The organism is Phenylobacterium aquaticum, from assembly GCF_947378715.1.
Classification (GTDB): Bacteria; Pseudomonadota; Alphaproteobacteria; order Caulobacterales; family Caulobacteraceae; genus Phenylobacterium; species Phenylobacterium aquaticum_A.
The window spans coordinates 49,925-75,479 of the sequence record NZ_CANCLE010000003.1 but is presented as its reverse complement, the minus strand read 5'-3'; the positions used below and the strand labels follow the sequence as shown (position 1 = coordinate 75,479).

The following is a 25,555-nucleotide window of genomic DNA, read 5'->3' as shown; positions in this document are numbered from 1 at the left end:
GACGAGACCGGCGCCGAGATCGGGCGCGGCCTGTCCCGCTACGACGCCGCCGACGCCGAGACCATTCGCGGCCTGAAGTCCGACGCCATCGAGGCGGCCCTGGGCTTCACCGAGGGGCCGTTGATCCACGCCGATGATTTGGCGCTCGCGGAGAGCGGTTAGCGCACCACGCCCAGCGCCGGGCCGTCCCAGTCGGCGCCCAGGTCGCGCCGTAGCCGGGCGCGCGTCGCGGCCTCGAACGCCTCCGGCCACGCGGCGCCGACCCGCTCGGCCAGAGCCCGGGCCCTGGGCAGGAAGATCCGTGCATAGGCGAAATTGGCCGAGACGATGGAGTCCCGATTGGCCTCGGCCACCGGCAGGCCGGTCACCAGGTCCATGTCCTCGGCCGAGAGCAGACGCTTCAGGTGCAGGGCGCCCGGCGGATGGGGCAGGTCGAGCTGCTCGACCATCAGAGCGATCAGGTGATTGCGCAGCATGCCGGTCCCGGTGACCGACACCGCCCACTCCTCGCGCCCCACGGCCACGTGCAGCAGGCCCAGGATGCGGAGAAATTCCCGGACCATCGCCTCGATCTTGTCGGGATCCGCCGCCCGGGGCGCGAGCCGGTCGGGCAAGGTCTCGAAGAGGCTGGCGGGATCGTAGAGCGGCTTCAGCCGGTCCTTGGCGCCATGCACCATGCCCGGCACTGTGACGGTCAGGTCCGCCCGCAGCCAGTCGACGGTCACCGAGCCGAACAGCGGCAGGGCCGGGTGGGGGCGATACCAGTGGACGATGTCGAGGCCGGCCGACAGCCAGTCGTGGGCGGCGTCGGTGAAGGCCCCGTGGGCGGCGGGTTCGACCACCGCGATCAGGTCGACATCGCTATAGGCGTCGCCCAGCCCCTGGCCCAGGCTGCCGCCCAGGAACAGGGCCAGGACCCGTGGGTCCGCCGCCGCCAGGGCCCTGACCGTCTCGATCAGTTGGTCACGATCCATCCCGTCCTCCGTGCGCCGCAGGTTGTACACGGATCGAAGGTTGCGCACCTCTCATTTGAACCTGCGCGGAAAGACGCCTAGTAAGGCTTGGACCGACACTAAGGCTCACGCTGAGCATATGGGCGCAGGGATGGACGACGCGAGCGCGGCAGGACAGGCCGAGACCCGGGGACGCCTCACGGCGCTGAGCCCCGGCATGGCCGTGCCCTATGGCGGCGACCGGCTGGCCTTCGTCTCCCGCGAGTTGGCGGCGGCCTTCCGGACCGGCGACCAGCTGTTGGTGATCCAGGATTCCGGCGCCCTGTTGCATGTGCCTGGCGAGGTCCAGGCCGTGGCCCACGCCGCCGTCGGCCGGGCCCATGCCGCCTTCCGCCAGATGGGCCAGATCTCCGATGCGGCCATCACCGCCTTCTTCGCGGCCTTCGCCGCCCGCCTGGCGGATGACGCGGTCTGGGCAGTGATCGCCGACGCCAACGCCGCCGATGTGGCGACGGCGCAGGGCAGGGGCCGCTCCACCACCCGCCTGGCGCTCAGCGCCCAGATGCGCGCCGACATGATCGCCGGTCTTGAGGCCTGGCGCGACGCGGCGCCGGCCCGGGGCCGGGTGCTGGAGACCGTCAGGCATGACGGCTGGAGCGTCGAACAGGTCATGGCGCCCCTGGGCGTGGTCGGCTTCGTGTTCGAGGGCCGGCCCAATGTGTTCGCCGACGCCACCGGCGTGCTGCGCACCGGCAACACCGTGGTGTTCCGCATCGGCTCCGATGCTCTCGGCACCGCCCGCGCCATCGTCAGCGAGGCCCTGGACCCCGCCCTCGCCGCCGCCGGCCTGCCCCCGGGCGCTGCGGCCCTGGTCAACAGCGCCGAGCGTTCAGCCGGCTGGGCGATGTTCTCCGACACCCGCCTGGCGCTCGCCGTGGCCCGGGGCTCCGGCCCCGCCGTGGCCCAGCTGGGCGCCGTGGCCCGCCAGACAGGCACGCCGGTCAGCCTGCACGGCACGGGCGGCGCCTGGATGGTGGCCGACGCCAGCGCCGATCCCGACCGCTTCGCCGCGGCGGTCTATCACTCCCTCGACCGCAAGGTCTGCAACACCCTGAACGTGGTCTGCATCGTCCGCGACCAGGCCAAGGCCCTGACGCCCCGCTTCCTGGAGGCCCTGGAGGCCGCCGGCCAACGGCGTAAGGGCTGGAAGCTGCATGTCTGCGCCGCCGCCTGGGACTTCGTGCCCCACCATTGGCGGATTCGCCGGGGTCCCGTGGTCCGGGCGGAAGGCGTGGCCGAGGAGGCCCTGGTCGAACCCCTGGCGGAGTCCGAGCTGGGCCGCGAATGGGAGTGGGAGGAGACCCCCGAGGTCAGCCTGGTGATCGTCGACGACGTCGCCGAGGCCGCCCAGCTGTTCAATCGCCACAGCCCCCGCTTCGCCGCCAGCCTGATCTCCGAGGACCCGGCGGCCCATGAGCTGTTCTACGCCCTGTTCGACGCCCCCTTCACCGGGGATGGCTTCACCCGCTGGGTCGACGGCCAATACGCCCTGAACCGGCCTGAGCTTGGCCTCTCCAACTGGGAGCATGGCCGGCTGTTCGCCCGGGGCGGCGTCCTGGCCGGGGATGGGGTGTTCACCGTTCGCGCCCGGGTGCGCCAGACCGACCCGGATCTCGATCGCAACCCCGCATCCTCCGCCTGGCCCCGGCCTTGAACGTCCTCACTTCAACAACGGGAAGCGCCCATGTGGTTCGCAGGTCCGGCCCGGCGCGTCCCTGAGGCCGGCCGTCCCGCGACCCTGCGCCTGGGCTTCACGCTCGCGCGCGGCATGCGGGTCGGGCTCTATGGGGGCTCGTTCAATCCCGCGCATGAAGGCCACGCCCACGTGGCCGAGACCGCGCGTCGGCGGCTGAAGCTCGACCGGGTGATCTGGCTGGTCTCGCCGCAGAATCCGCTGAAGTCGTCGCACGAGACCGCCAGCCTGGAGACCCGGCTGGCCGGCGCCCGGCGCTTCGCCCGGGGCCGGGCCATGGTGGTCTCCGCCGCCGAGACCAAGATCGGCTCGACCTACACCATCGACACCCTGCGCGTGCTCAAGGCGCGTTTTCCGGGTGTGAAGTTCGTCTGGATCATGGGCGCCGACAGCCTGGCGAGCTTCCATCGCTGGCGGGGCTGGACCCAGATCATGGGCGGGGCGCCGGTGGCGGTGGTCTCGCGGCCGTGGATTTCCCTGAAGAGCCGATTCTCGCCCGCCGCACGGCGCTTCGCCCGCGCGCGGCGGCCGGTGGCCGACGCCGCCGGCCTGGCCGGGGCCAAGCCGCCCCGCTGGGTGTTCCTGACCGGCCCGCTGAATTTCCAGTCCTCGACGGCGCTGCGCGAGCGGATGGGCGGCTCGCGCCGCTGACTCGCCGCGCCGCGAAGCGACCGCTAACCCTGTTGGAATCACACGGCCTGTGCTGATCCCGTGTTCTGTGGTAGGAAGCCTTTTAGCGAGGATATAAAGGAGCGACCCCGCTGAGCCCTGAACCTGCGCCCCGCGCGCAAGAGACTCCGGTTTCGGCCGAGTCCCTCGAGACCCAGAAGCGTATCACCGCCCTGGAAGACCTGATTCTGGCCCGTCTCGACGACGACCAGGCCCAGGACGTTGTTTTCATCGATCTCAAAGGCAAGAGCGCGGTCGCCGATGGGCTGATCGTGGCGTCGGGCCGTTCGCACCGCCATGTCGGCGCGATCGCCGACCACCTGCTGCGCGCCCTGAAGGACCAAGGCTATGGCAAGGCTCGCGTCGAGGGCCTGCCGCATTGTGACTGGGTGCTGATCGACACCGGCGACGTGATCATCCACCTGTTCCGGCCTGAGGTCCGCACCTTCTACAACATCGAGAAGATCTGGTCGGTGGACGCGCCCACCCACATCGCCTTCAGTTGAGACTGGCGATCCTGGCGGTCGGGCGTCTCGCCCGTTCCCCCGAGGTCGAGCTTGTGCGGCTCTATGTGGATCGCGCCACGGCCGCCGGCCGGGCCCTGGGGCTCGGTCCGGTCGAGGTGATCGAAGTCGAGGCGAAGAAGCCCGGCAAGGCCGCCGAGGCCGAGGTCCTGAAACCCCATCTGGAGGCCGCCCACGTCATCGCCTGTGATGAACGGGGCCAGGCCCGCGCCTCGCGCGATTTCGCCGCCGAGATCGGTCGGCTGCGTGACGATGGGGTGCGCAAGCTGGTGTTCGTGATCGGGGGCGCCGACGGGCTGGATCCCGCCCTGGTCGCCCAGGCCCAGGCCAAGCTGGCCTTCGGGCCACAGACCTGGCCCCACGCGCTCGCCCGCGCCATGCTGGCCGAACAGATCTATAGGGCGGTCACCATCCTGGCCGGAGGCCCCTACCACCGTGATTGAGGCCCTACGCAAGCCGCCGCTGCTGATCGCCGGCGCCCTGCTGGCGGCGGCATCGGCCGTGGGGGCGCTCGCCGCAGCGGGCGATCACGGCGCGCTCGCCCGTCTGAACCTGCGCGAGACCGAGCTGACCGCCCAGCAGGGGCGCAACCTCAACCGCCTGTCCCATCTGCTCACCGTCCTGGTCCGCTTCCGCCGAGACCCGCCGCCAGCCCTGCTGGTCAGTCCTGGCGACGCCGTGGACGCCGCCCGCGCCGCCATGCTGATCAAGGCCCTGACCCCCGAGCTGGAGCGGCGCGCCAAGCTCTATGCCGGCGAGGCCGGCGAGATCGCCCGCCAGAGGCGCCTGGCCGCCGTGGCCGCCGCCGCCCTGTTCACCGCCGACAGCAACCAGGCCGACCGCCTGGCCGAAGCCGCCCCCCCGGCGGATGTCGCCGAGACCTCTCCCCCACAGGGGGTCGAGGACACCCGGCCGGTCTTGCCGCCCACCACCCTCCTGGCGCCGGCCGAAGGTCCCATCGTGCGCCGCTATGGCGACCGCCTGACCGGCGGCGACCGGGCGCGGGGCCTGACCATCGCCGCCAAGGCGGGCGCGAAAGTCGAGGCTCCTGGCGACGGACTTGTCCAATATGTAGGCCCGGTTAAGGGTTGGGGGGTCATCTTGATCTTGAGATTGGCCGGCGGATACCATTTGGTGTTGGCTGGCCTGGATCGTGCAAGCGTCGGGGTCGGACAATCCGTCGCGGCGGGCGCGCCTGTCGGATGGATGGCGGATGGGCGACAAACGCCCGCCGAGCTCTATCTGGAAGTCCGGGAACGTGACGCGCCGGTCGATCCGGGGCGCTGGCTCAAGGGCTGAACCGACGCAAGATCGGTGAGGCCCCAATAACTTCGAGCGGTTTGGCTCTTTCGGCGACACGACATCTGTTCGCGGCGTAATTCCGCCGCAAGGGAGCCCTAGGGCCAGACTATGCGCAAGTATCTGCTGATCGGTGTTTCGGCCTTCGTGCTCGGTGCGGGTTCGATGGCCTATGTGAGCCAACAGGCCCTGGCTTCGGCCGAGCCCCGGGCCAAGACCTACAAGATGCTCGAACTGTTCGGCGATGTGCTGGACACGGTGGAGCGCCAGTACGTCACCGAGGTCGACGACAAGAAGCTGATCGAGGCGGCCATCGACGGCATGCTGACCTCGCTCGATCCGCACTCCAACTATCTGAACCCAGAATCCTTCGACGACATGCGCGATCAGACGCGCGGCGAATATGGCGGCCTCGGCATCGAGGTCACCAGCGAGGACGGCGTGGTCAAGGTGATCTCGCCCATGGACGGGACGCCCGCCTTCAAGGCCGGGATCAAGGCCGGCGACTACATCACAGCCGTGAACGGGGCCAGCGTGCTCGGCCTGTCGGTCTCCGACGCGGTCAAGCAGATGCGTGGCAAGCCTGGCGAGGCCGTGACCCTGACCATCGCCCGCGAGAAGACCGATCCCTTCGACGTGAAGCTGGTCCGCGAGATCATCAAGACCAAGTCGGCCACTGCCAAGGCGATCGGCGACTACGGCTATCTGCGGGTGTCGGCCTTCAACGAGAAGACGACCGACGAGGCGGAAGCGGCGATCGCCGACGTCCGCGCCAAGAACCCGAAGATCAAGGGCTGGATCCTCGACCTGCGCAACAATCCCGGCGGCCTGCTGGACCAAGCGGTGTCGATCTCCGACCTGTTCCTGGACGGCGGCGAAATCGTTTCCCAACGCGGCCGTGATCCCCGCGATGTCGAGCGCTACAACGCCCGGCCCGGCGACGCCATCGGCGGCCAGCCCCTGGTGGTGCTGATCAATTCCGGCTCCGCCTCGGCGGCCGAGATCGTCGCCGGCGCCCTGCAGGACCGCAAGCGCGCCGAACTGGTCGGCCTGACCAGCTTCGGCAAGGGTTCGGTGCAGACCGTGATCCCGCTGCGCGGCGGCATGGACGGCGCGCTCAAGCTGACGACGGCGCGCTACTACACCCCGTCCGGCCGGTCGATCCAGAAGACCGGCATCCAGCCGGACCTGGAGGTCGCCGAAACCCGCGAGGATGCGCAGCAGATCGCCAACCGCTCCTTCCAGTTCTCGGAAGCCTCCTTCACCAACGCGCTCAACGCCGAAGAGGGCAAGGCCCGGGTCGGCGCCCACCAGCCGGCCGAAGCCCCGCCCGAGGGCTTCGACGTCAAGACCGGCGACTTCCAGCTGACCCGCGCCGAGGACGTGCTGAAGGCCGGCTCCGTCGCCGCCACGCCGAAAATGCCCAAGCCCGCCGCCCGGTTGGCCGAGGTGATCGGTCCCAAGGTCCCGAAGATCGAACCCGCGGCGCCGGTGAAGAAGTAGGGCTCGGCCGCCCTATCCCTCTGACAAGGGCCGCGCCACCTCGGCCAGCCGTCGCCTTGCGGAATGGGGCGCGGCCGCCTCGGCATATCCCGCCCGGAAGGCGAAGGTGACGTGCCCGTCGCCGAACTCATCGACGATGGCGGCCGCGTGTTCGGCCTCTGAGATCCGCCCCTGCTGGCGGGCGCGGTCCACCCGCTCGGGCAACTGGTTCACCGGCTGGCTGGCGAGCCCCGCCACGGTGAGCGCCAGCTGCAGCCTCTGCCATAGCCGGCCGGCGGCCAGCTGCTGGCCCCGGTCATAGAGGTCATCCACCGCGATCGTTCCGAACACGGCCGACCCCGCCATCTGCTTGGAGGTCGAGGCCAGCCAGTAGTCGCCCTGGGCCTTGGGTCCTGGCGGCGGCAGCAATTGGCCGGCGAAGGTGACCAGGGGCGAAAGTCCGCTGGTCGGAACCGACAGGCCTGAGCGGAATCTGGAGACCTCTCGCGGGGTCGCCCGATACCAATGGTGGCTGTCCAGCGACATCTGGGGATCGGCGTTGATCGCCCGGGTGGCGTCGATCGTCGCCTGGCCGGAGCGCCGGCCCGGGTCTCCGCCCGCCTCGAACAGTTTCAGCCGCGCGCCGTCCCCGCGCGCCAGCGCCGTCAGACGGCCCGCCAGTTCGGCAGGGATCGGACGGGTCTCATAGGGCGTCCTGTTGGACCGGCGTTCCGCCATGGTCGCCAGGATGGCGCGGCCCTCTGGCGCGCGCGGCGTCAGGCCCAGCGCCACATGCGGCATGGCCTCCCCCGCCTCGGCGGCGAGATCGACCGTCACGTCGAAGCCCAGGGCCGGACCGGCCTGGACCATGTTCTCGACCGCGCAGCCGAGCCCCAGCCACATCTCGCGCCGAAACGGATCGAAGCTCCCCAGGTTTCGGCCTTCATCGGCTCGCAGACGGATTCGGTCGGCCCCCACCTCGAAAATCCAGGGCTGGGTGTTGTGGGGATTGGCCGCCAGGATTCCCGCCGCAACGATGGACAGGGGATCGCCGGCCCTCGCGCGCGCCAGGGCGCGCCAGGCCTCGAAGGGCGACATATCAGGATGGATCATCCCCGCCCGCTCAGCGCCAACCCCCACCGCCGCACCGGTCGCGGCGACCGCTCCCCCGCCGACCAGGGTCAGGACGGTGATCAGGTTTCGGCGGGTGACGGGCATGGCGGACCTCGATCTGAGACTAGGGGCATATGCCCTGAGGGCGCGCCTTGATGCAGCGCATGAGTTTGAACCGCCGCCATACATCGACGCATGGCCCTTCCCCACCGCAGCGGAAAGGCGTCTATCCTTCCCGCCAAACAGGGAGGACGAGCGCCATGGCGGATGATCCGGGGACACCTAGCCTGGGCGATGTGCGGCCCGCGCACCGGCTTGATGAGTCCGTGCTCGACGCCTGGCTCAAGGATCATGTGGACGGCTATGTTGGCCCGCTCAGCGTCCAACAGTTCAAGGGCGGGGCCTCGAACCCCACCTATCTGCTGACCACGCCGGCGGCGCGCTATGTGATGCGCAAGAAGCCGCCGGGCCAGCTGCTGGCCAGCGCCCACCAGGTCGACCGCGAATATCGGGTGATGAAGGCGCTCGGTGACACGCCCGTGCCTGTGCCGCGCATGCGTGCGCTCTGCGAGGACGAGAGCGTCGTCGGCACCAGCTTCTACGTCATGGACTTCCTGGAGGGCCGCATCTTCCGCGACGCCCGCCTGCCCGGCATGGCCCCGGCCGAGCGCCGGGCGATCTATGATGAGCTGGTGCGGGTCATGACCCTGCTGCACGCCGTCGACCCGGTCGCGGTGGGCCTCGCCGACTTTGGCCGGCCCGGCAACTATTTCGACCGCCAGGTCGGGCGCTGGATCAAGCAGTACCGGGGCGCCGAGACGGAGCTGATCCCGGCCATGGAGGCGCTGATCGCCGAGCTTCCGCCCCGCATCCCGAGCGACGACACGGTGACCATCGCCCATGGGGACTATCGGCTGGAGAACGTGATGTTCCACCCCACCGAGCCGCGGATCATCGCGGTGTTGGACTGGGAGCTCTGCACCCTCGGCCATCCCCTGGCCGACATCGGCTACAACTGCATCCTGTGGCACTCGCGGTCGGAGAGCTGGGGCACGCTGGATGGGATCGACCTGGCCGCCAGCGGCATTCCCACCGAAGCGGAATATGTGGCGACCTATGCCCGCTTGACCGGCCGCGACGAGATCGTCGACTTCCCGTTCTATCTGGCCTTCTCGCTGTTCCGCCTGGCCTCGATCAGCCAGGGCGTCTTCAAGCGCAATCTCGACGGCATCGGTTCGGGCGAGCCCAGCACCGACAATTCCGGGGTGAAGATCCTGGCGACCACTGCGCTGGAGGCGCTGCGGCGCTAGCTCAGGAACGCCACGATCGCGGCGGCGAACTCCGGCCTGGAGACCGCGCCCCGATGGTCGCCCGGGGTGATCACGGCCCTGGCGCCCGGGATGGCGGCGGCCAGGCGCTCGGGATTGGCGGCCAAGGGGTCCCTGTCTCCGGCGATCACCAGGGTCGGCACGATGATATCCTGCAGGGCAATGGGCTCCGCATGCACCACCTGGGCCTGGGCGGCGAGCGCCTTGCGGTCTGCGCCGGTGGCGTCGGCCATCTGGCGGAACGGCAGGGCTGAGGGCGCGATGGTCGAGAGGTCGTCGGCAAGCAGGGCGGCGACGATGTCGCGATTGTCAACGACGCGGGTGTCCACGCCGCCGCGCGCCAGGATTCCGTCCCCCACCCCGCCGATGATCAGGCGGCGCAGCCGGCGCTCCCGGGTCCCCGTGATCAGGGCGACGATGGCGCCCATGGAATAGCCGACCAGATCGACCTCGCTGAGGCCCAGATGGTCAATCAGCTCCGACAGGTCGCGGGACATGCGGTCCTCGCCATAGAAGGCCGGATCGTGCGGCTTCTCGGACTCCCCATGGCCACGGGCGTCGATGGCGATCACGCGACGCCCGGCATCGGTCAGGGCGGCGACCACCCCGGCCGCCAGCCAGTTCAGCTTGGCGCTGGCCCCGAAGCCGTGGTGCAGCAGCACCGGCGGGCCGCCGTGCCCGGCGCCCCATTCATGCCAGGCCAGGGTCAGGCCGTCAGAGGTCTTGAAACGGTCAGCCATGCTCTGATCCCCTATCCGATCTCAAAAACCTGCAGCCGCACCTGGTCGGCCAGCCGCTCACCGGTAGCGAGCGCCAGGACGGCGTTCAGCCGCGCCAGCCCCGGCGCGGCCGTGCGCATCCGAACGGCGGTGCGGAAATAGTAGAGCCCGGGATCGACCGCCTCGCCCCGCGCCAGGGCGGCCAGCACCTCCGGCGGTCCGGCGCGCACCCCTTCCGAGCGGATCTCCACCGTCCCGTGGCCGGTGATGTCGAGGATGTAGTGCGCGGAGATGTCCATGCGCCCATCGGCCCACAGGGTCTGCCAGTCGCCGCCGCCCGCCAGCACCTGGCCCTCCAGCCCGCCGGACACGGTTCCGCCAACGATAGGAATGAACCGGCGGCCGGGCGTTCCGGGGTCGACCGACACGGGCGGGGCGACGACGACCTCAAGGGTCATCAGCGGGGTCAGGGCCGGGGTCATGCGGCGGTCTCCGGCTGGGGCTTCAGGCCGGTCAGCGCCTTGTAGCGGGCGGCGATAGCGGCCAGCTCGCCGTCGGCGAACACCTCCTCGATCCGCGTAAAGCCGTCCGGCGCCCGCTCCTGGGCCATCTGCATGCATTGTTCCGGGCCATTGCCACGATTGGCGCGGACGATGGCGGCGGTGGCGGGCAGGCGCTCGGCCTCATAGGCGGCGAGCGCCTCGACCGGGTCGGCATGGGCGCCGAGCGTCCGGACCAGGGCGCGGGCGTCGAGGATGGCCTGGCTCGCCCCGTTGGAGCCGATCGGATACATGGCGTGGGCGGCGTCACCCAGCAGGGTCATGCGCCCGTGGCTCCAGCGCGGCAGGGGATCGCGGTCGACCAGGGGGAATTCATAGACCACCTCCGCGCCTTCGATCAGGCCGGGAACGTCCAGCCAGTCGAACCGCCAGTCGGTGAAGCGCGGCAGAAAATCGGCCAGGTCGCCCGAGCGGTTCCAATCCTCGCGCTTCAGGCTCTCGGCGATCCGCAACTCGGCGATCCAGTTGATCCTCTGGCGCCCGTCCGGGCCAGGCCTGGAGATCGGATAGGCGACGAACTTCTGATCCTGGTGACCGGCCATGATCATGCTGGCGCCGGTCAGGAAGGGTTGGGCCAGGCTGGTCGCGCGCCAGAGAATCCGGCCGCCATAGACCGGCGGACCTTCGTCCGGAAAGAGCCCGGCCCGGGCCACGGAATGAATGCCGTCGGCGGCGATCAAGATGTCGGCGGTGACAGAGTGGGCCTCACCTCCGGCGTCGCTGAAGCGCGCGGTGATCGCGCCTGAGGTCTGCTCATGGCCGGCCAGACGGCGGTCGCAGACCACCCGGCCCTCGTCGAGCCGGGCGACGGCGGCGTCGAACAGCACCCCTTGCAAGGCGCCCCGAGGCAGGGAGATCTGGGGGGCGGCGTGACCGGCCGACCGACCCCGCGGCTCCCCCCAGATGCGCTGGCCGAAGCGGTTGAAATAGACCAGCTCCAGGGTCGCCACCCCCTGGGCCAGCAGGGCGTCGATCAGGCCCAGTTCGTCCAGCACCTCCGCGGCATGGGGCAGGAGATTGATGCCCACCCCCAGCGGCAGGATGTGCGGCGCGGCCTCGAACACCGTCACCTCGTGGCCGGCCGCCTGCAGCGCAAGGGCCGCAGCGAGACCGCCGATCCCAGCGCCTGCTATGATGACCTGCATGGCGTCCTCCCTGCAGACATGCGGCGCGTCACCGCTTATTGTTATGGACTATAACAATCCTCATCCGGACTTCAACCGCCCGCTCCGATGACCAAAAGCCCCCGTCCGATCCGCCGGTCCTTCCAGCCCCATCGCCCCGGCGTCGACTATGGGGTGCTGGACGAGCTCTTGGGCTATGAGGTGCGCCGCGCCCAGATCCGGGTGACGGAGGCCTTCGACGCCCGGCTGGGGGCCTTGGGCGTGACCACCCAGAGGTTCTCGGCCCTGGTGTTGATCGCGGCCAATCCGGGCCTGAAGCAGACCGAACTCGCCGCCATCATGGGCATAGCCCGCTCCGGCGCGCTGGCCATCGTCGAGGGGCTGGGGGACCTGGTCGCGCGCCAGCCCATCCCGGGTGACGCCCGCGCCCAGGCGCTTGCCCTGTCGGCGGCGGGCCAGGCGCGCCTGCCCGCCATCATCGCCGAGGTCCGCGCCCATGACCGCGAGGCGGCGGGCGACCTGACCGCAGACGAGATCGCGACCCTGAAGGCCCTGCTCGCCCGGGTCGCCCCTTAGGCCCCGGCCATATAGGCGAAGCGGGCGATGAACAGCACGGCCAGCAACAGCAGCAGCCAGTCCTCGCGGCCGATCCGTCGGGCGGCGATCTTCAGCACCGCGCAGGCGATCACCCCGAAGGCCAGGCCATTGGCGATGGAGAAGGTCAACGGAATGGCGATCAGCGTCAGGAAGGCCGGGATCGACACCACGGGGTCCTTCCAGTCGATGTCGGCCAGCGGGGCCATCATCATCGCGCCCACCAGGATCAGGGCCGGGGCGGTGGCGGCGGCGGGAATCGCCTGGGCCCACGGGGCCACGAACAGGGCGGCGAGGAATAACAGGCCGGTGACCACCGCCGTGAGGCCGGTGCGGCCGCCCGCCGAGACCCCGGACGCGCTCTCGATATAGCTGACCACCGTGCTGGTGCCGGCCAGGGCGCCGACCACCGTGGCGGTGGCGTCGGCGAACAGAATGCGGTTGAGGCGCGGAATGGTTCCGTCCGGCTGGACCAGGCCGGCCTTGGTCGAGACCGCGACCAGAGTGCCGACGTTGTCGAACAGGTCGACGAAGACGAAGACGAACAGGATCTCGATCAGGGCCAGGCCCAGCCCCTTGCCGCCGATCCCGAAGGCCGCCGGTATATCCAGCTGGAAGGCCGTGGCGGTCATCTGGGCGACGCTATAGGGCTGGGGCGACCACTGGGCGAGATGCAGGCCCCAGCCGATCAGTGAGGTGACGACGATCCCGATCAGGATCCCGCCGCGCACCTTCCACACCTCCAGCACCGCGATGATCGCCAGGCCCAGCAGGGCCAGCAGGACGCCCGGACTATGCAGGTCGCCCAGCCCCACCGTGGTGGCCGGGTTGCCGGTGACGATGCCGGCGCTCTTCAGGCCGATGAAGGCGATGAACAGGCCGATGCCGGCGGCTATGGCCGAGAACAGGGTGCGAGGAATGGCGTTGACGATCAGCTTCCTGACGCCTGCGAAGGTCAGGATCAGGAACAGCACGCCGGAGATGAACACCAGGCCCAGCGCCGTCTGCCACGGGATCCCCATGCCCTTGACCACCGTGAAGGTGAAATAGGCGTTCAGCCCCATGCCGGGGGCCAGAGCGATCGGGTAGTTGGCGAGCATCCCCATCAGGATGCAGCCCACGCCGGCGGCCAGGCAGGTGGCGGCGGCCACGGCGGCGGGCGGCATGCCCGTCTGGCCGAGGATCGAGGGATTGACCAGGATGATATAGGCCATGGTCAGGAAGGTGGTCAGGCCGGCGAGCAGCTCGGTCCGGACATTGGTCCCCCGGGCCTTCAGCTGGAAGGTGTTCTCGAGCAGGCTCATTTTGCGGCTCCCGGCAGGTTGGTCTCGTAGGTCGCCCAGCCGGCGACCAGGGCCTTGACCACCGGCGCGCCGGTCAGCCAGGCGGCCTCGAATCCGGCGCGGGGCCCGCCCTGCGCGAACTTCAGGACCGGGCTATCGGCGTCGCCCTCGCGGGAATAGTTGCTGGCGGTGCGCAGGACGAGCACGCGCCGGGCGTCGACCCGTCCCTGGCGGCCAAAGAGGCTGAGCACATCCAGGATCCCCTGGTCCTCGCAATCGGTCATGGCGAAGACGCCCTTGCCGTCCGTCCAAGTCTTGATCCAGGCCCGCGCCCACTCGGTGCGCCGGGTTCCATGCCAGAAGCGGGTGGTCCCCAGCACATCGCCAAGAAAGACGTGCGGCGGCTTCAGCGCCTCGGGCTCGCTGGGATAGCGGGCGCGATCGGTCTGCAAGGTGGCGGAGTCGGGCAGGGCCACATTGCGGGTCAGGCCATAGGCCCAGTCGGTGAGGCCGGGATTGAGCGCCCAGACCATGTCGCTGGACCCTGGCGCGGCGCCCTTCAGGCCGGGCTTTCCGGCGCCTGGGCCATAGAGGCCGTTGGGCCAGTCGGCGGGGATCTCGCGGTCGTCCATCTCATAGGCCGGGTCGGCGTCGACCACGTAGCGGGCCCAGGCCGCCGAGCCGATCGAGCCGGTGCGCGGATCGACGCCGGCGATGCCGGCCACGATCCAATAGGCGTGGCTGAGATCGAACTGCGGCGACAGGGCCAGGGCGGCGACGCTCTCCCGCGCCCGGCCGCGCATGCCGGTGACCACGCCCAGCACGCCATCGTCCGACAGCCGCACCGGCCGTTCGATGCCGGGCACGGCCAGGGTCTGGGTCAGGGGATAGCGCTCAGCCCAGGCCTGGAATTCGCCCGGCGCGTCGCCGGTGTCGGCGCCGGCCTCGAAGGTGGTGAGCACCACCACCTTGATCGGGATCGGCGCGGCCTGGGCCGCCAGCGGCGCGAACAACAGCCCGAGAATCAGAATCAGCCTGCGCATGTCGCCCCCGCGTGACAGGGCCGTACTGAGCCGCAGCGGGACGGAACCGGCAAGACCTGAACCGCCTTCCGCCACGACATCATTGCCAAGCGCCTCGCGGATGGCCGCTATGGCGGCGACGGAAACATCCGCGCGAAGGACGAGACAGGGTGGAAACGGCAGTGGACCTGGGCGCGCTCAGCGCCTGGATGGATCGTCAGGGCCTGGGCGCGGGCCCGCTGGAGGACGCCGCCCTGCTGGCCGGCGGCACCCAGAACATCCTGCTGAAGTTCCGGCGCGGGGAGCGGACCTATGTCCTGCGCCGGCCGCCGCCGCATCTTCGGGCCAATTCCAATGAGACCATGCGCCGCGAGGCCCGGATGCTGGCGGCCATCGCCGAAACGGGCGTGCCGCATCCGCGTCTGATCGCCGCCTGTCCGGAGGAGGACGTCATCGGGGCGGCCTTCTATCTGATGGAGCCGATCGACGGCTTCAATCCGACCACCGGCCTGCCGCCCCTGCATGCGGGATCGCCGGATATCCGCCACCGCATGGGCCTGGCCCTGGTCGAGGGCATCGCCGCCCTGGGCGCGCTCGACTACCGCGCCCTTGGGCTTGAGGGGTTCGGCAAGCCGGACAACTATCTCGGCCGCCAGGTGGAGCGCTGGAAGGGCCAGCTCGCGTCCTATTCAGAGTTCGAAGGCTGGACCGGACCGGCTGAGATCCCCGGCGTGGACAAGGTCGCCGCCTGGCTGACCGCCAACCAACCGCAAAGCTTCATCCCCGGCATCATCCACGGCGACTATCACCTGGCCAATGTCATGTATCGCCATGACGGGCCGGAACTGGCGGCCATCGTCGACTGGGAGCTGACCACCATCGGCGATCCCCTGCTGGATCTCGGCTGGCTGATGGCCACCTGGCCGGAGGGCGAGATCCCCGATCCGTCGGTGGTCACCGTCAAGCCCTGGACCGGGTTCCCCACCGCCGCCCAGTTGGTCGAACATTACCGCCCGCGCACGGCGCGCGATCTCGCCAGCCTCGACTGGTACGCCGTCCTGGCCTGCTACAAGCTGGGCATCATCCTGGAAGGCACCCACGCCCGGGCCTGCGCAGGCCGCGCGCCCAAGCCCACGGGCGATCGCCTGCACGCCCAGACGCTCAGCCTGTTCGCACGCGCCCTGCGCTGGATCGGCTAGGTCCGGTCTCGGCCTTCAACCTCTGGCGCCAATCGCGCTGCATGCCGTCGGTGACCCCCACCAGCTGCAGGAAGCTGATCACCGAGATCGGCGGTCGCGGCGCAGCCAGCAAGGCCCCGCCCGGCGCCTGGGCCTCCACCGTCAGCGGAAACACCGCCCAGCGGGCCGGGAACGGCCGGATCGTCGGGTCGGGATCGGCGCCCAGGTGCGGGCAATGCTCCAGCGCCCGCTCCGCGCAGGCCTTGTGGCTGGGGGAGATCGCGCCGGCGTTCAGCACGATCTGGGCGTCGGGGAGGTCCGCAGGGGTGACGGCCCCCAGACCCCGGGCCCGCAGCGCGCCGACCGCCATCAGCTTGCCGGTCTGATGCCAACGATCCCCGGGCGCGGTCGGCTCACCGCACATGGGGCAGAGCATGCGGCGCACGCTGTCGCGCTGGCGGCGCAGGTGATTGCGCGAATATTGCGGCTTGCCCTCGCCCGGCCGCTCGGCCTGACCGATGGCCAGGCGACCGTCGACGGTCGCGCAGGGCCCGACCCCCAGCAGGGCCTCGGAGGTCCAACTGGTCACCCAGGGCACATCGACCCCGACCTTCAATCTGGACGCCATGCCCGCCTCCCCTGGCCCGCCGCGACGATCTTGCGCGCGCTAGGCCAGCGCGCAAACCCCGTGGCCGGCCGAAGGTTCCTCGCCCCTGGCCGTCGGCCCGTTAAGTCATTCATTAACCATGTTCATTCACCCTCTCGGGCAGGAGCTTCGCATGCCCATGCCCGCCTTTTCCCGGAAGACCTATCCCACCGTTCCGGCCGCCCCGAGCGGCGGGTTCCGGCCGCCCGAGGCCCTGATGCGGGCCGTGGCCAATCCCTATGTCAGCGCCGGCGCCGCCGCCGGCCTGTTCCTGCTGACCACCGTCGGGCTGATCGCCACGATCGGCGATCCCCAGGCCGGCACGCCGGTGGTGCGCATCTCGCTCGCCAAGGTCGCCGCCATGGCCGCGCCGCCCGGCTGGCGCGAGGCCCTGCTGGCCGAGCATCCGGGCCAGCCCCTGATCACCGAGGATATCTATAGCCTGTCGGAAAGCCCGATCGGCCCCGGGGGCATGGCCACCATCACCCTGCCCGGCGGCCGCGCCTTCCGCGCCGCAGATCCCCTGCCCCAGGCGCCGATTCAGGGCGTCACGATCAATGGCCCCAATGGCCCGCTGCCGGTGATCGGTGGCGACGGCCGCACCCCAGCCCAGGCCTATGCCCGGCCCTTCACCTCCAACGGCCGGCCAAAGATCTCCCTGGTGATCGGCGGGCTGGGGCTCAACGCCTCGGCGACCCGCCAGGCCATCGAGGGCCTGCCGCCGGAGATCACCCTGTCTTTCGTGCCCTATTCGGAGGGCCTGCAAGGCTGGATCGACCTGGCCCGCGCCAACGGCCATGAGGTGCTGCTGGAAGCGCCCATGGAGCCGGTGGACTATCCGGACAATGATCCCGGCCCCTACACCCTGATGTCGCGGGCCATGCCGGCCGAGACCGTCAAGAAGCTGGAATGGCTGCTCAGCCGCGCCACCGGCTATTTCGGGGTGACCAACTATCTGGGCTCGAAGTTCATGGCCACCGATCCGGCCATGGGCGCTTTCTCCGACGCCCTGCGCAGCCGGGGCCTGGCCTTCATCGACGACGGCTCGGCGGCGCAGCGGCGGGGCGGCATTCCCCGCGCCTCGGCCGACCGGATCATCGACGACCAACTGTCGGCGGATTCCATCGACCAGCAGCTGCTGGCCCTGGAAGCCGGCGCCTTGCAGCGCGGCCAGGCCCTGGGCTCGGCCTTCGCCTATCCGGTGACCATCGGCCAGGTGGCGCAATGGGCGCGCTCGGTGGAGGATCGGGGCTATCAGCTGGCCCCGGCCTCGGCTCTCATGACCCGGAAATGACCGAAGACCTCTCTGCCTATCGTCCCAATGTCGGGGTGGTGCTGTTCCATGCCGACGGCCGCGTCTGGCTTGGGCGGCGTCACAACACCCCTGAGCCCTATAACTGGCAGTTCCCGCAAGGGGGCGTCGACGCCGGCGAGGACCTTGAGACGGCAGCCCGTCGGGAGCTGGCGGAGGAGACCGGGGTCCGCTCGGCCACTCTGCTGGGCCGCACCGACGGCTGGCTCACCTACGACTTTCCGGCCGACCACCAGGGCGGCAAGGTCACCCGCGGCTGGAGGGGTCAGCGCCAGGTCTGGTTCGCGCTGCGCTTCGACGGCGATGAGACCGAAATCGACCTGATGGCGCACGGCGAGCCCGAATTCGACGCCTGGCGGTGGGGAAAGCTCTCCGAAGCCCTAGACCTCGTTGTGCCCTTCAAGCGGGCGACCTATGAGGCGGTAGCCCAGGCCTTCCACGATTTCGCGGGATAGCCTGGCCGCGCCCCCTGGCGGGGTTTAGCGGACAATCTGAAACGGAGCCCCATTGGCGTCTTCGGTCATCATGGTGCATGGCGCCTTCTGCGGCGGATGGATCTTCGAGCGCTTCCGCGAGCCCTTCGAGGCGGCGGGCCTCAAGGTCATCGCCCTGGACCTGCCCGGACACGCCCCTGGCGACCCGGGCCATGCGGTGACCGGGGTGTCGATCACCGACTATGCGCGCGCTGTGGCCAAGGTCTGCGCCGCCGAGCCGGAGCCGCCGATCCTGATCGGCCACTCCATGGGGGGGCTGGTGGCCCAGCTGGCGTCGCGGCGTTGCGAGCTTGAGGGCCTGGTGCTGCTGGCGCCCTCGCCGCCCTGGGGCGTGGCCGCCTCCACCATCGAGGAGGCGGTTTCCGCCGTCAGCCTGCACATGATGGGGCCGTTCTGGATCCAGGCCATCCAGCCGGATGGAACTCTGGCCCGCACCTATAGCGTCGACCGGCTGCCCAAGCCCGAGCGCGAGGCCGCCGTCGCCCGCATGCGCCCGGAAAGCGGTCGCGCCCTGTGGGAAACCCTGAACTGGTGGATGGACCCGCTGATGACCACCAGCCTGGGTCCGGGCCCGCTGAAGGTCCGCAGCCTGGTGATGGCCGGCAGTCGCGACGTGATCCACCCACCGGCCACCGTGCGTCAGACCGCCGAGCGAATTGGCGGGGCCTATCTGGAATGGCCGGGGATGAGCCACTGGCTGCCGGGCGAGCCTGGCTGGGAAGAGGTCGCCGCCGCCGTCCTGACCTGGATCGGCTGACCGCCGATCCGATCCGCATCCACGAAGAAGGCGCCGGAGTTTCCCCCGGCGCCTCGAAATCGTCGCGTGGTCGGCCAGCGCCTTAGAAGGTGCGCTCGCTATAGAGCAGGGTCGCCTGGTCGAACTTGGCGTTCAGGGGCGAGCCGTCGGGCTTCTTCAGCTGGACCAAAACCAGACCCTGGGACTCGTGGTCGGTGAAATATTCCCAGGAATTGGTGATCCGCTTCACGTCCGTGGCCGGCACGTAGTCGTTGCGCTGCGCGGCCATGTAGGGATCGTGCAGATAGGCCCAGATGTTGAGCGAGCGGATGATCGGCTTCTCGCCGTCGAGCACGTATTTCAGGCTCAGCGAGCAGACCTGCTTGTTGGAACCGGGGTTCTCCAGGGTCAGCATATAGTCCTTCGTCCCGCCGGTGAGCGGCAGGGTGAAGATGATATTGCCGTCCTTCTTGCCCTTCTTCATGCCGTTGGCCAGCGCGAGCTGAGCGTAGTCACCACCCTTGACCAGCGGAATGCAGACCTTGGTCAGCACATTGGTGATGATGGCGCCGTCGCCATCGGTGGGCAGAGTGGGTTCCGGCGGAGCCGGAGCCGCAGCGTCAGCGGCCGGCGCGGGGGCCGGAGCAGCGGCGGCGGCGGGATCCGCCGCGGGGGCCGGCGCCGCGACAGGTGCGGCGGCCGGGGCCGTTGCGGGCGCCGCAGGTGGCGTCGTCTGGGCGACGGCGACGGTGGCGACGCCGGCGAAGGCGATCAGACTGGCGAAGGCGATACGCATGGAAGTTCCCCTGACTAGGCGATTATCACACTCAAAGTCGCCGTCCCTCGCAAGTCCCCTAGCCGGACTTTAGGGCGAAGGCGAGGCTGATCGCCTAGCTGGCGACCGCCTGAGCGTGTTCAGCCAAAATGGTGAGCCCTTCCGGCGTCACGTCGGCGAAGCCGCCCTTGACGTCGAAGTCGGTGATCTTGCCGCCGGCATAGACCCGCACGCGCCCTTCCTTCAGCGCTGTCATGAACGGCGCGTGGTTGGCGAGCACGCCGAAGTCGCCTTCGGACCCCGGCGCGTCAACCTGATCGACCTCACCCGAGAACAGCTCGCGTTCCGGGGAGACGAGGGAGAAGTGAATCTTGCCAGCCATGGGACCTAGGCTTCCGCCGCCAGCTTTTCGGCCTTGGCGACCGCGTCTTCGATGGCGCCGACATTGTAGAAGGCGGCTTCCGGCAGGTGGTCATACTCGCCGTCCACCAGCGCCTTGAAGGAGCGGATGGTGTCTTCGAGGCTGACGAAGATGCCGGGCATGTTGGTGAACTGCTCGGCCACGTGGAAGGGCTGGGACAGGAACTTCTGAATCTTCCGGGCGCGGGCCACGGTGACCTTGTCCTCTTCGGACAGCTCGTCCATGCCCAGGATGGCGATGATGTCCTTCAGGGCCTTGTAGGCCTGCAGGGTTTCCTGGACGCGACGGGCGACGTTGTAGTGCTCTTCGCCGATCACCAGCGGGTCCATGATCCGGCTGGTCGAGTCCAGCGGGTCCACGGCCGGGAAGATGGCCTGGGCGGCGATGTCGCGCGAGAGCACGGTGGTCGCGTCCAAGTGGGCGAAGGAGGCGGCAGGCGCGGGGTCGGTCAGGTCGTCGGCGGGAACATAGATGGCCTGGACCGAGGTGATGGACCCCTTGTTGGTCGAGGTGATGCGTTCCTGGAGATTGCCCATCTCGGTGGCGAGCGTCGGCTGATAACCCACGGCCGACGGGATCCGACCCAGCAGAGCCGACACTTCGGCGCCGGCCTGGGTGAAGCGGAAGATGTTGTCCACGAACAGCAGCACGTCCTTGCCTTCCTGGTCGCGGAAGTACTCGGCTTGCGCCAGGCCGGTCAGGGCCACGCGGGCGCGGGCGCCGGGGGGCTCGTTCATCTGGCCATAGACCAGGGTGCACTTGGAGCCTTCGCCGCCGCCCGGCATGTTGACCTTGGACTCGATCATCTCGTGATAGAGGTCGTTGCCTTCGCGGGTGCGTTCACCCACGCCGGCCAGAACCGAATAGCCGCCATAGGCCTTGGCGATGTTGTTGATCAGTTCCTGCATGGTCACGGTCTTGCCGACGCCCGCGCCGCCGAACAGGCCGGTCTTGCCGCCCTTGGTGTAGGGGCAGAGCAGGTCGATGACTTTGATCCCCGTGACCAACACTTCGGCCGAGGTCGACTGATCGGCGAAGGACGGGGCCTCGCGGTGAATCGGGGCCATGTGGGTGGTGGCGATCGGGCCGGCTTCGTCGATCGGGTCGCCGATGACGTTCATGATGCGGCCGAGCGTAGCGGGGCCCACGGGGACCGTGATGCCGGCGCCGCTGTCGCTGACCGGCTGGCCGCGGGTCAGACCCTCGGTGGTGTCCATGGCGATGGTGCGGACGGTGTTTTCACCCAGGTGCTGGGCGACTTCCAGCACCAGGCGGAAGGGCTGGCCGGTCCGCTGGTCGACGTTGGTGGTCTCCAGCGCGTTCATGATCGCCGGCAGATGGCCCACGAACTCGACGTCGACGACGGCGCCGATGACCTGGACGATCTTGCCCGTGGCGACCACGGACGACTTGGGAGCCAGGGTCGGGGTCGCGGCCTTGGCGGCCGGAGCCTTCTTGGCGGCGGCGGGAGCCTTGGCGGCGGCGGCCTTCGGAGCGGCGGCCTTCTTGGCGGGAGCCTTCGGGGTCGTAGCCATGGGTTCGGACTCTTTCGGTTAGATCGCTTCGGCGCCGGAGATGATCTCGATCAGCTCCTTGGTGATCTGCGCCTGGCGTGAACGGTTATATTTCAGGGTGAGGGCGGCGATCATGTCGCCGGCGTTGCGGGTCGCATTGTCCATCGCCGTCATCTGCGCGGCGAAGAACCCGGCCTGGTTCTCCAGCATCGCCGACAGCACCTGGACCGTCAGATTGCGCGGCAGCAGGGTCTCGAGGATAGTCTCCCCGTCCGGCTCGTATTCATAGGCCGCGCCCTTCAGGTCGATGGGCTTGGAGCCCGTCACCTGAGCCGGGATCAGCTGGGCGAGCGTCGGGGTCTGCAGGACCACGGACTTGAAGCGCGAGAAGGCGAGCGTGACCACATCGGCCTCGCCGGCCTCGAACAGTTCGCCGATCTTGGCCGAGACCTGCTGGGCCACGGCCAGGCCCGGATTGCCACCCACCTCGAAGCTGGCCACGAAGCGGTCGCCATAGGCGCGCTTCAGCTGGTCGCGGGCCTTGCGACCCAGGGTGATGATGCGGACGTCCTTGCCCTCGGCGATCAGCTTCGAAATCCGCTCGCGCGCCAGGCGCACGATCGAGGTGTTGAAGCCGCCGGCCAGGCCGCGGTCGGAGGTCGCGACGACCACCAGCTGCTTGGTGTCCTTGCCGGTGCCGACCAGCAGCTTGGGCGCGCCGTCGCCGGACACACCCGCCGCCAGATTGGCGATCACCGCAGCCATGCGTTCCGCATAGGGCCGGGCGTTCTGAGCCGCTTCGGTCGAGCGGCGAAGCTTCGCCGCCGCGACCATCTGCAGCGCCTTCGTGATCTTCTGCGTGGATTTCACGCTTCCGATCCGATTGCGCATCTCCTTGAGGCTGGCCATACCCTAGCTCTCCAACCGACGCTTAAGCGAAGGTCTTGGTGAAAGCTTCCAGGGCGGCCTTCAGCTGGACTTCCACATCACCCTTCAGATCCTTGGTGGTGCGGATGGCGTCCAGCAGCGCCTGATGCTTGCCGTGCAGGTGGGCCAGCAGTTCGGCCTCGTAGCGGCCGACCTGGTTGGTGGCGATGCCGTCGAGATAGCCGCGGGTGCCGGCATAGATCACCGCCACCTGCTCCTCGACGGTCAGCGGCGCGTATTGCGGCTGCTTCAGGAGTTCGGTCAGGCGTTCGCCGCGCGCCAGCTGGCGCTGGGTGGTGACGTCGAGGTCGGAGCCAAACTTCGCGAAGGCGGCCATTTCGCGATACTGGGCGAGTTCGCCCTTGATCGGACCGGCGGCGGTCTTCATCGCCTTGATCTGGGCCGAGGAGCCCACGCGCGACACCGAGATACCGACGTTCACGGCCGGGCGGATGCCCTGGAAGAACAGGTCGGTTTCCAGGAAGATCTGGCCGTCGGTGATCGAGATCACGTTGGTCGGAATATAGGCCGACACGTCATTGGCCTGGGTCTCGATGATCGGCAGGGCGGTCAGGGAGCCCGAGCCATTGTCTTCGTTCAGCTTGGCGGCGCGTTCCAGCAGGCGGCTATGCAGATAGAAGACGTCGCCCGGATAGGCTTCGCGGCCCGGCGGGCGGCGCAGCAGCAGGGACATCTGGCGATAGGCGACGGCCTGCTTGGAAAGGTCGTCATAGATGATGACGGCGTGCATGCCGTTGTCGCGGAACCACTCGCCCATGGCGCAGCCCGAGAACGGGGCCAGGAACTGCAGCGGGGCCGGCTCGGAGGCGGTGGCCGAGACGATGATGGTGTATTCGAGCGCGCCGCGCTCCTCGAGCGTCTTGACGATCTGGGCGACGGTCGAGCGCTTCTGGCCGATGGCGACGTAGATGCAATAGAGCTTGGCGCTCTCGTCGTCGCCGACATTGACCGACTTTTGATTCAGAATCGTGTCGATCGCCACGGCGGTCTTGCCGGTCTGGCGGTCGCCAATGATCAGTTCGCGCTGGCCGCGGCCGACGGGGATCAGGGTGTCGATGGCCTTCAGGCCGGTCTGCACCGGTTCATGCACCGACTTGCGCGGGATGATGCCCGGAGCCTTGACGTCCACCCGGCGGCGCTCGGCCACGTTGGTGAGCGGGCCCTTGCCGTCGATCGGTTCGCCCAGCGGGTTCACGACCCGTCCGAGCAGCCCCTTGCCGACCGGCACGTCGACGATTTCCGACAGGCGGCGGACTTCGTCGCCTTCCGAGATGGCGCGGTCCTCGCCGAAGATCACGACGCCGACATTGTCGCGTTCCAGGTTCAGGGCCATGCCCTTCACACCGGCTTTCGGGAATTCGACCATTTCGCCGGCCTGGACATTGTCGAGGCCGAACACGCGGGCGATCCCGTCGCCGACCGACAGCACCTGGCCGACGTCGGAGACGTCAGCTTCCTGGCCGAAGTTGGCGATCTGGGATTTCAGGATGGCCGAAATCTCGGCGGCGCGGATATCCATGGCTTACGCTCTCTTCAGGGCGAACTTGAGGGAATCGAGCTTCGAACGAAGCGAAGCATCGAATAGGCGGGAGCCGACCTGCACCTTGATGCCGCCCAGGATGGACGGATCGACGCGGGTCGAAATTTCCGGATCAGCGCCCAGCGCGGTGCGCAGGGCCTGAGCCACGCCCTTGGTCTGGGCGGCGGTGAGCGGGATGGCGGTGACCACCTGGGCGGCGATCGCGCCGCGCGCCTTGGCGGCCAGTTCCTCGAAGCCGGTGACCACCGACATCAGAACCGAAACCCGGCCGTTGTGAGCCAGCAGGCCCAGGAACTTCTGGGTGGTGGCGTGCAGCTTGGCCTTGGCGGCCAGGGCCGAAAGCGCCTTGGCCTTCTGCTCGGCGCTGAAAGCCGGAGACGCGAGCAGCGTGCGGAAGTCCTTGGAGTCGGCGCTCATGCGTTTCAGCGCCTGAAGGTCGGCCTCCACGACAGCGACGATCTTCTCATCGGTCGCCAGATCGAAGAGGGCCTGGGCGTATCTGCCGCCCACATTGGAAGTCCTGGAATCGTCCGCCACTTATATTGTCCGCCCGGTGCGAATGTACGGCCCCGGGGAAGAACTCTTCACCGCGACCTAAAGGCTTGAAAGCGCTCGGAAAAGAACACTGGCACTTGGGACCTGGGAGGCCCCCCGGCCCAAAGCCGCGCGCCTGTTAGCACGCGATTTTCGGCGCCGCAACCAAGCCGGCGCCCTTTAGGGCCTTCAAGTTCCGTCCTCTTTAGCAGGGTTCGTGGGAACGACCCTACGGAACACGGCCGAGGCCTGGACCGCGAGCGCTCCATCCGGCGCCAGAACGCGGGCCTGAGCGAAGACGATGGTGCGGGTCGCCCGGTCGACCCAGGCCTCCACCCGCACGGTCTGGCCCGGGACCAGGGCGGGGCCATAGTCCAGGCTGAGCGACACCGGATGGGCGTCGTCGCCCGCAACCTGGGCCAGGACCGGCTGGATCAGCAACGCGGCTGCGGCCGCGCCCTGCGGAACGGCCAGGGACCGGGTGAGGACTTGGGGAGAAGGGGAGACATCCGACATGACGCGGGCCTCATAGAAGCGATCGTGGCCGCAGCCAAGAAAAAGGGCGTCGCGGCGGACCGCGACGCCCAGAGTGGCAGGCTCGACTAAGGTTTGGCTGGGAGGCGCGCGCCCTAGCGCTCGTGTCCTGCGGAGAGAGGAGTGGGCGACCAATCAGCTCGCGTTGCAGACGGCGAGCTTGTCGGCTTCGAGGGACTTGGAGGCCACGGAGTAGGACGCCACCGGACCGGCGTTCTTCTTCACCACCTTGCAGGCGGAAACCGCATAGGTCTGGGAGGTCGGGGCGGCGGCGACGCAGGTGTCGCCGGTGCAGATGAACACGGCGCCGCCAGCGATGAACTTGGCGTTGCCGGCGATAGGAGCCGACAGCTTGACCACGACGGCGTCATTGGCGAAGGCCTGACCGGCGGCGGACAGGGCGACGAGGGCGGCGCAGGCGGCCGCGAGAGTTTGAAGCTTCATCTTGGGTCTTCCACGGGTTGGGGAGGAAACGAACCCGGAAGGGCCCGGCCCGGTTC

The 25,555-nt window shown here is 69.1% G+C and carries 28 protein-coding genes and 1 pseudogene; 13 read left to right on the top strand and 16 right to left on the bottom strand.

From position 1 onward, the window contains the following. Window positions 1-162 (top strand): annotated as a pseudogene (locus tag Q7P21_RS01170) (glutamate 5-kinase); the annotation flags it as partial. On the opposite strand, the gene Q7P21_RS01165 reads toward Q7P21_RS01170, so the two are convergent. Further along, window positions 159-974, bottom strand: coding sequence for a hypothetical protein (locus Q7P21_RS01165; protein WP_304175360.1), 816 nt, complete (start codon window positions 972-974; stop codon window positions 159-161). The pseudogene Q7P21_RS01170 and the gene Q7P21_RS01165 overlap by 4 nt on opposite strands. A gap of 130 nt (window positions 975-1,104) precedes the next feature. Between Q7P21_RS01165 and Q7P21_RS01160 the strand changes: the two genes are divergently transcribed. The 6 genes from Q7P21_RS01160 (at window position 1,105) to Q7P21_RS01135 (ending at window position 6,701) form a co-directional block, all read left to right on the top strand. After that, window positions 1,105-2,667: an aldehyde dehydrogenase family protein gene (locus Q7P21_RS01160; protein WP_304175358.1), complete on the top strand. Its 1,563-nt coding sequence runs from the start codon at window positions 1,105-1,107 to the stop codon at window positions 2,665-2,667. 30 nt (window positions 2,668-2,697) lie between these two features. Further along, window positions 2,698-3,357, top strand: coding sequence for a nicotinate-nucleotide adenylyltransferase (locus tag Q7P21_RS01155; protein ID WP_304171290.1), 660 nt, complete (start codon window positions 2,698-2,700; stop codon window positions 3,355-3,357). Between the two features lie 110 nt (window positions 3,358-3,467). Further along, window positions 3,468-3,881: a ribosome silencing factor gene (gene rsfS / locus Q7P21_RS01150; RefSeq protein ID WP_304171296.1), complete on the top strand. Its 414-nt coding sequence runs from the start codon at window positions 3,468-3,470 to the stop codon at window positions 3,879-3,881. Next, window positions 3,878-4,342 (top strand): 23S rRNA (pseudouridine(1915)-N(3))-methyltransferase RlmH, encoded by a 465-nt coding sequence (gene rlmH / locus Q7P21_RS01145; protein ID WP_304175357.1) that lies wholly within the window; start codon window positions 3,878-3,880, stop codon window positions 4,340-4,342. Before rsfS ends, rlmH begins: the two co-directional genes overlap by 4 nt. Further along, the gene (locus Q7P21_RS01140; protein WP_304171286.1) at window positions 4,335-5,198 is read left to right on the top strand and encodes a murein hydrolase activator EnvC; all 864 of its coding nucleotides are present in this window, start codon (window positions 4,335-4,337) and stop codon (window positions 5,196-5,198) included. Before rlmH ends, Q7P21_RS01140 begins: the two co-directional genes overlap by 8 nt. 111 nt (window positions 5,199-5,309) lie before the next feature. Beyond that, the gene (locus Q7P21_RS01135; protein ID WP_304171284.1) at window positions 5,310-6,701 is read left to right on the top strand and encodes a S41 family peptidase; all 1,392 of its coding nucleotides are present in this window, start codon (window positions 5,310-5,312) and stop codon (window positions 6,699-6,701) included. Between the two features lie 12 nt (window positions 6,702-6,713). Here the strand turns inward: Q7P21_RS01135 and Q7P21_RS01130 are convergent, their stop codons facing one another. Next, entirely contained in the window at window positions 6,714-7,898 is a 1,185-nt protein-coding gene (locus Q7P21_RS01130) for a hypothetical protein (protein WP_304175355.1), read from the bottom strand. Between the two features lie 155 nt (window positions 7,899-8,053). On the opposite strand from Q7P21_RS01130, the gene Q7P21_RS01125 reads away from it, so the two are divergent. After that, window positions 8,054-9,103, top strand: a complete 1,050-nt coding sequence (locus tag Q7P21_RS01125) for a phosphotransferase (RefSeq protein WP_304171510.1) — start codon at window positions 8,054-8,056, stop codon at window positions 9,101-9,103. Here Q7P21_RS01125 and Q7P21_RS01120 read toward each other — a convergent pair. Genes Q7P21_RS01120 through Q7P21_RS01110 form a run of 3 tightly spaced genes read right to left on the bottom strand, consistent with a single transcriptional unit; the run spans window position 9,100 to window position 11,545 of the window. Then, entirely contained in the window at window positions 9,100-9,861 is a 762-nt protein-coding gene (locus Q7P21_RS01120; protein WP_304175353.1) for an alpha/beta fold hydrolase, read from the bottom strand. The two genes, Q7P21_RS01125 and Q7P21_RS01120, sit on opposite strands and share 4 nt — an antisense overlap. Window positions 9,862-9,872: 11 nt before the next feature. Next, on the bottom strand, window positions 9,873-10,322 hold the full coding sequence (locus Q7P21_RS01115) for a DUF3237 family protein (RefSeq protein ID WP_304171506.1): 450 nt from the start codon (window positions 10,320-10,322) through the stop codon (window positions 9,873-9,875). Continuing rightward, complete coding sequence (locus Q7P21_RS01110; RefSeq protein WP_304175351.1) at window positions 10,319-11,545, bottom strand: flavin-dependent oxidoreductase; 1,227 nt, start codon at window positions 11,543-11,545, stop codon at window positions 10,319-10,321. Before Q7P21_RS01110 ends, Q7P21_RS01115 begins: the two co-directional genes overlap by 4 nt. An 87-nt stretch (window positions 11,546-11,632) precedes the next feature. Between Q7P21_RS01110 and Q7P21_RS01105 the strand changes: the two genes are divergently transcribed. Then, complete coding sequence (locus Q7P21_RS01105) at window positions 11,633-12,100, top strand: MarR family winged helix-turn-helix transcriptional regulator (RefSeq protein ID WP_304175349.1); 468 nt, start codon at window positions 11,633-11,635, stop codon at window positions 12,098-12,100. On the opposite strand, the gene Q7P21_RS01100 is transcribed toward Q7P21_RS01105, so the two are convergent. Both Q7P21_RS01100 and Q7P21_RS01095 read right to left on the bottom strand, forming a co-directional pair. Then, window positions 12,097-13,422 (bottom strand): NCS2 family permease, encoded by a 1,326-nt coding sequence (locus tag Q7P21_RS01100; RefSeq protein WP_369695331.1) that lies wholly within the window; start codon window positions 13,420-13,422, stop codon window positions 12,097-12,099. The genes Q7P21_RS01105 and Q7P21_RS01100 overlap by 4 nt on opposite strands. Next, window positions 13,419-14,444 carry a purine nucleoside permease gene (locus Q7P21_RS01095; RefSeq protein ID WP_304175347.1) on the bottom strand — a complete coding sequence of 342 codons (1,026 nt, stop codon included), beginning with the start codon at window positions 14,442-14,444 and terminating at the stop codon, window positions 13,419-13,421. The genes Q7P21_RS01100 and Q7P21_RS01095 overlap by 4 nt, the downstream gene beginning before the upstream one ends. A gap of 149 nt (window positions 14,445-14,593) precedes the next feature. Between Q7P21_RS01095 and Q7P21_RS01090 the strand changes: the two genes are divergently transcribed. Next, window positions 14,594-15,622, top strand: a complete 1,029-nt coding sequence (locus Q7P21_RS01090) for a phosphotransferase family protein (RefSeq protein ID WP_304170887.1) — start codon at window positions 14,594-14,596, stop codon at window positions 15,620-15,622. On the opposite strand, the gene Q7P21_RS01085 is transcribed toward Q7P21_RS01090, so the two are convergent. Continuing rightward, complete coding sequence (locus tag Q7P21_RS01085; RefSeq protein WP_304175345.1) at window positions 15,585-16,229, bottom strand: hypothetical protein; 645 nt, start codon at window positions 16,227-16,229, stop codon at window positions 15,585-15,587. The two genes, Q7P21_RS01090 and Q7P21_RS01085, sit on opposite strands and share 38 nt — an antisense overlap. 151 nt (window positions 16,230-16,380) lie before the next feature. Between Q7P21_RS01085 and Q7P21_RS01080 the strand changes: the two genes are divergently transcribed. Genes Q7P21_RS01080 through Q7P21_RS01070 form a run of 3 tightly spaced genes read left to right on the top strand, consistent with a single transcriptional unit; the run spans window position 16,381 to window position 18,810 of the window. After that, window positions 16,381-17,541 (top strand): divergent polysaccharide deacetylase family protein, encoded by a 1,161-nt coding sequence (locus Q7P21_RS01080; RefSeq protein WP_304170883.1) that lies wholly within the window; start codon window positions 16,381-16,383, stop codon window positions 17,539-17,541. Further along, complete coding sequence (locus tag Q7P21_RS01075; RefSeq protein WP_304170881.1) at window positions 17,538-18,014, top strand: RNA pyrophosphohydrolase; 477 nt, start codon at window positions 17,538-17,540, stop codon at window positions 18,012-18,014. Before Q7P21_RS01080 ends, Q7P21_RS01075 begins: the two co-directional genes overlap by 4 nt. 52 nt (window positions 18,015-18,066) lie before the next feature. Beyond that, entirely contained in the window at window positions 18,067-18,810 is a 744-nt protein-coding gene (locus Q7P21_RS01070; protein WP_304170879.1) for an alpha/beta fold hydrolase, read from the top strand. Between the two features lie 82 nt (window positions 18,811-18,892). Here the strand turns inward: Q7P21_RS01070 and Q7P21_RS01065 are convergent, their stop codons facing one another. The 8 genes from Q7P21_RS01065 to Q7P21_RS01030 form a co-directional block, all read right to left on the bottom strand. Next, on the bottom strand, window positions 18,893-19,585 hold the full coding sequence (locus Q7P21_RS01065) for a hypothetical protein (protein WP_304170877.1): 693 nt from the start codon (window positions 19,583-19,585) through the stop codon (window positions 18,893-18,895). 94 nt (window positions 19,586-19,679) lie between these two features. Next, entirely contained in the window at window positions 19,680-19,946 is a 267-nt protein-coding gene (locus Q7P21_RS01060; RefSeq protein ID WP_304170875.1) for an ATP synthase F1 subunit epsilon, read from the bottom strand. 5 nt (window positions 19,947-19,951) lie between these two features. Further along, window positions 19,952-21,520, bottom strand: a complete 1,569-nt coding sequence (gene atpD, locus Q7P21_RS01055; RefSeq protein ID WP_304175343.1) for a F0F1 ATP synthase subunit beta — start codon at window positions 21,518-21,520, stop codon at window positions 19,952-19,954. An 18-nt stretch (window positions 21,521-21,538) separates the two neighbouring features. After that, window positions 21,539-22,408: a F0F1 ATP synthase subunit gamma gene (locus Q7P21_RS01050; protein WP_304168192.1), complete on the bottom strand. Its 870-nt coding sequence runs from the start codon at window positions 22,406-22,408 to the stop codon at window positions 21,539-21,541. A gap of 22 nt (window positions 22,409-22,430) precedes the next feature. After that, window positions 22,431-23,966: a F0F1 ATP synthase subunit alpha gene (gene atpA / locus Q7P21_RS01045; protein WP_304168194.1), complete on the bottom strand. Its 1,536-nt coding sequence runs from the start codon at window positions 23,964-23,966 to the stop codon at window positions 22,431-22,433. Between the two features lie 3 nt (window positions 23,967-23,969). Then, window positions 23,970-24,524, bottom strand: a complete 555-nt coding sequence (locus Q7P21_RS01040; protein ID WP_304168197.1) for a F0F1 ATP synthase subunit delta — start codon at window positions 24,522-24,524, stop codon at window positions 23,970-23,972. Window positions 24,525-24,710: 186 nt separating this feature from the next. Next, on the bottom strand, window positions 24,711-25,037 hold the full coding sequence (locus tag Q7P21_RS01035) for a PaaI family thioesterase (RefSeq protein ID WP_304168200.1): 327 nt from the start codon (window positions 25,035-25,037) through the stop codon (window positions 24,711-24,713). Between the two features lie 153 nt (window positions 25,038-25,190). Next, a complete protein-coding gene (locus Q7P21_RS01030) occupies window positions 25,191-25,499 on the bottom strand; it encodes a hypothetical protein (RefSeq protein ID WP_304168203.1) in 309 nt (102 codons plus the stop codon). Window positions 25,500-25,555: the final 56 nt, after the last annotated feature.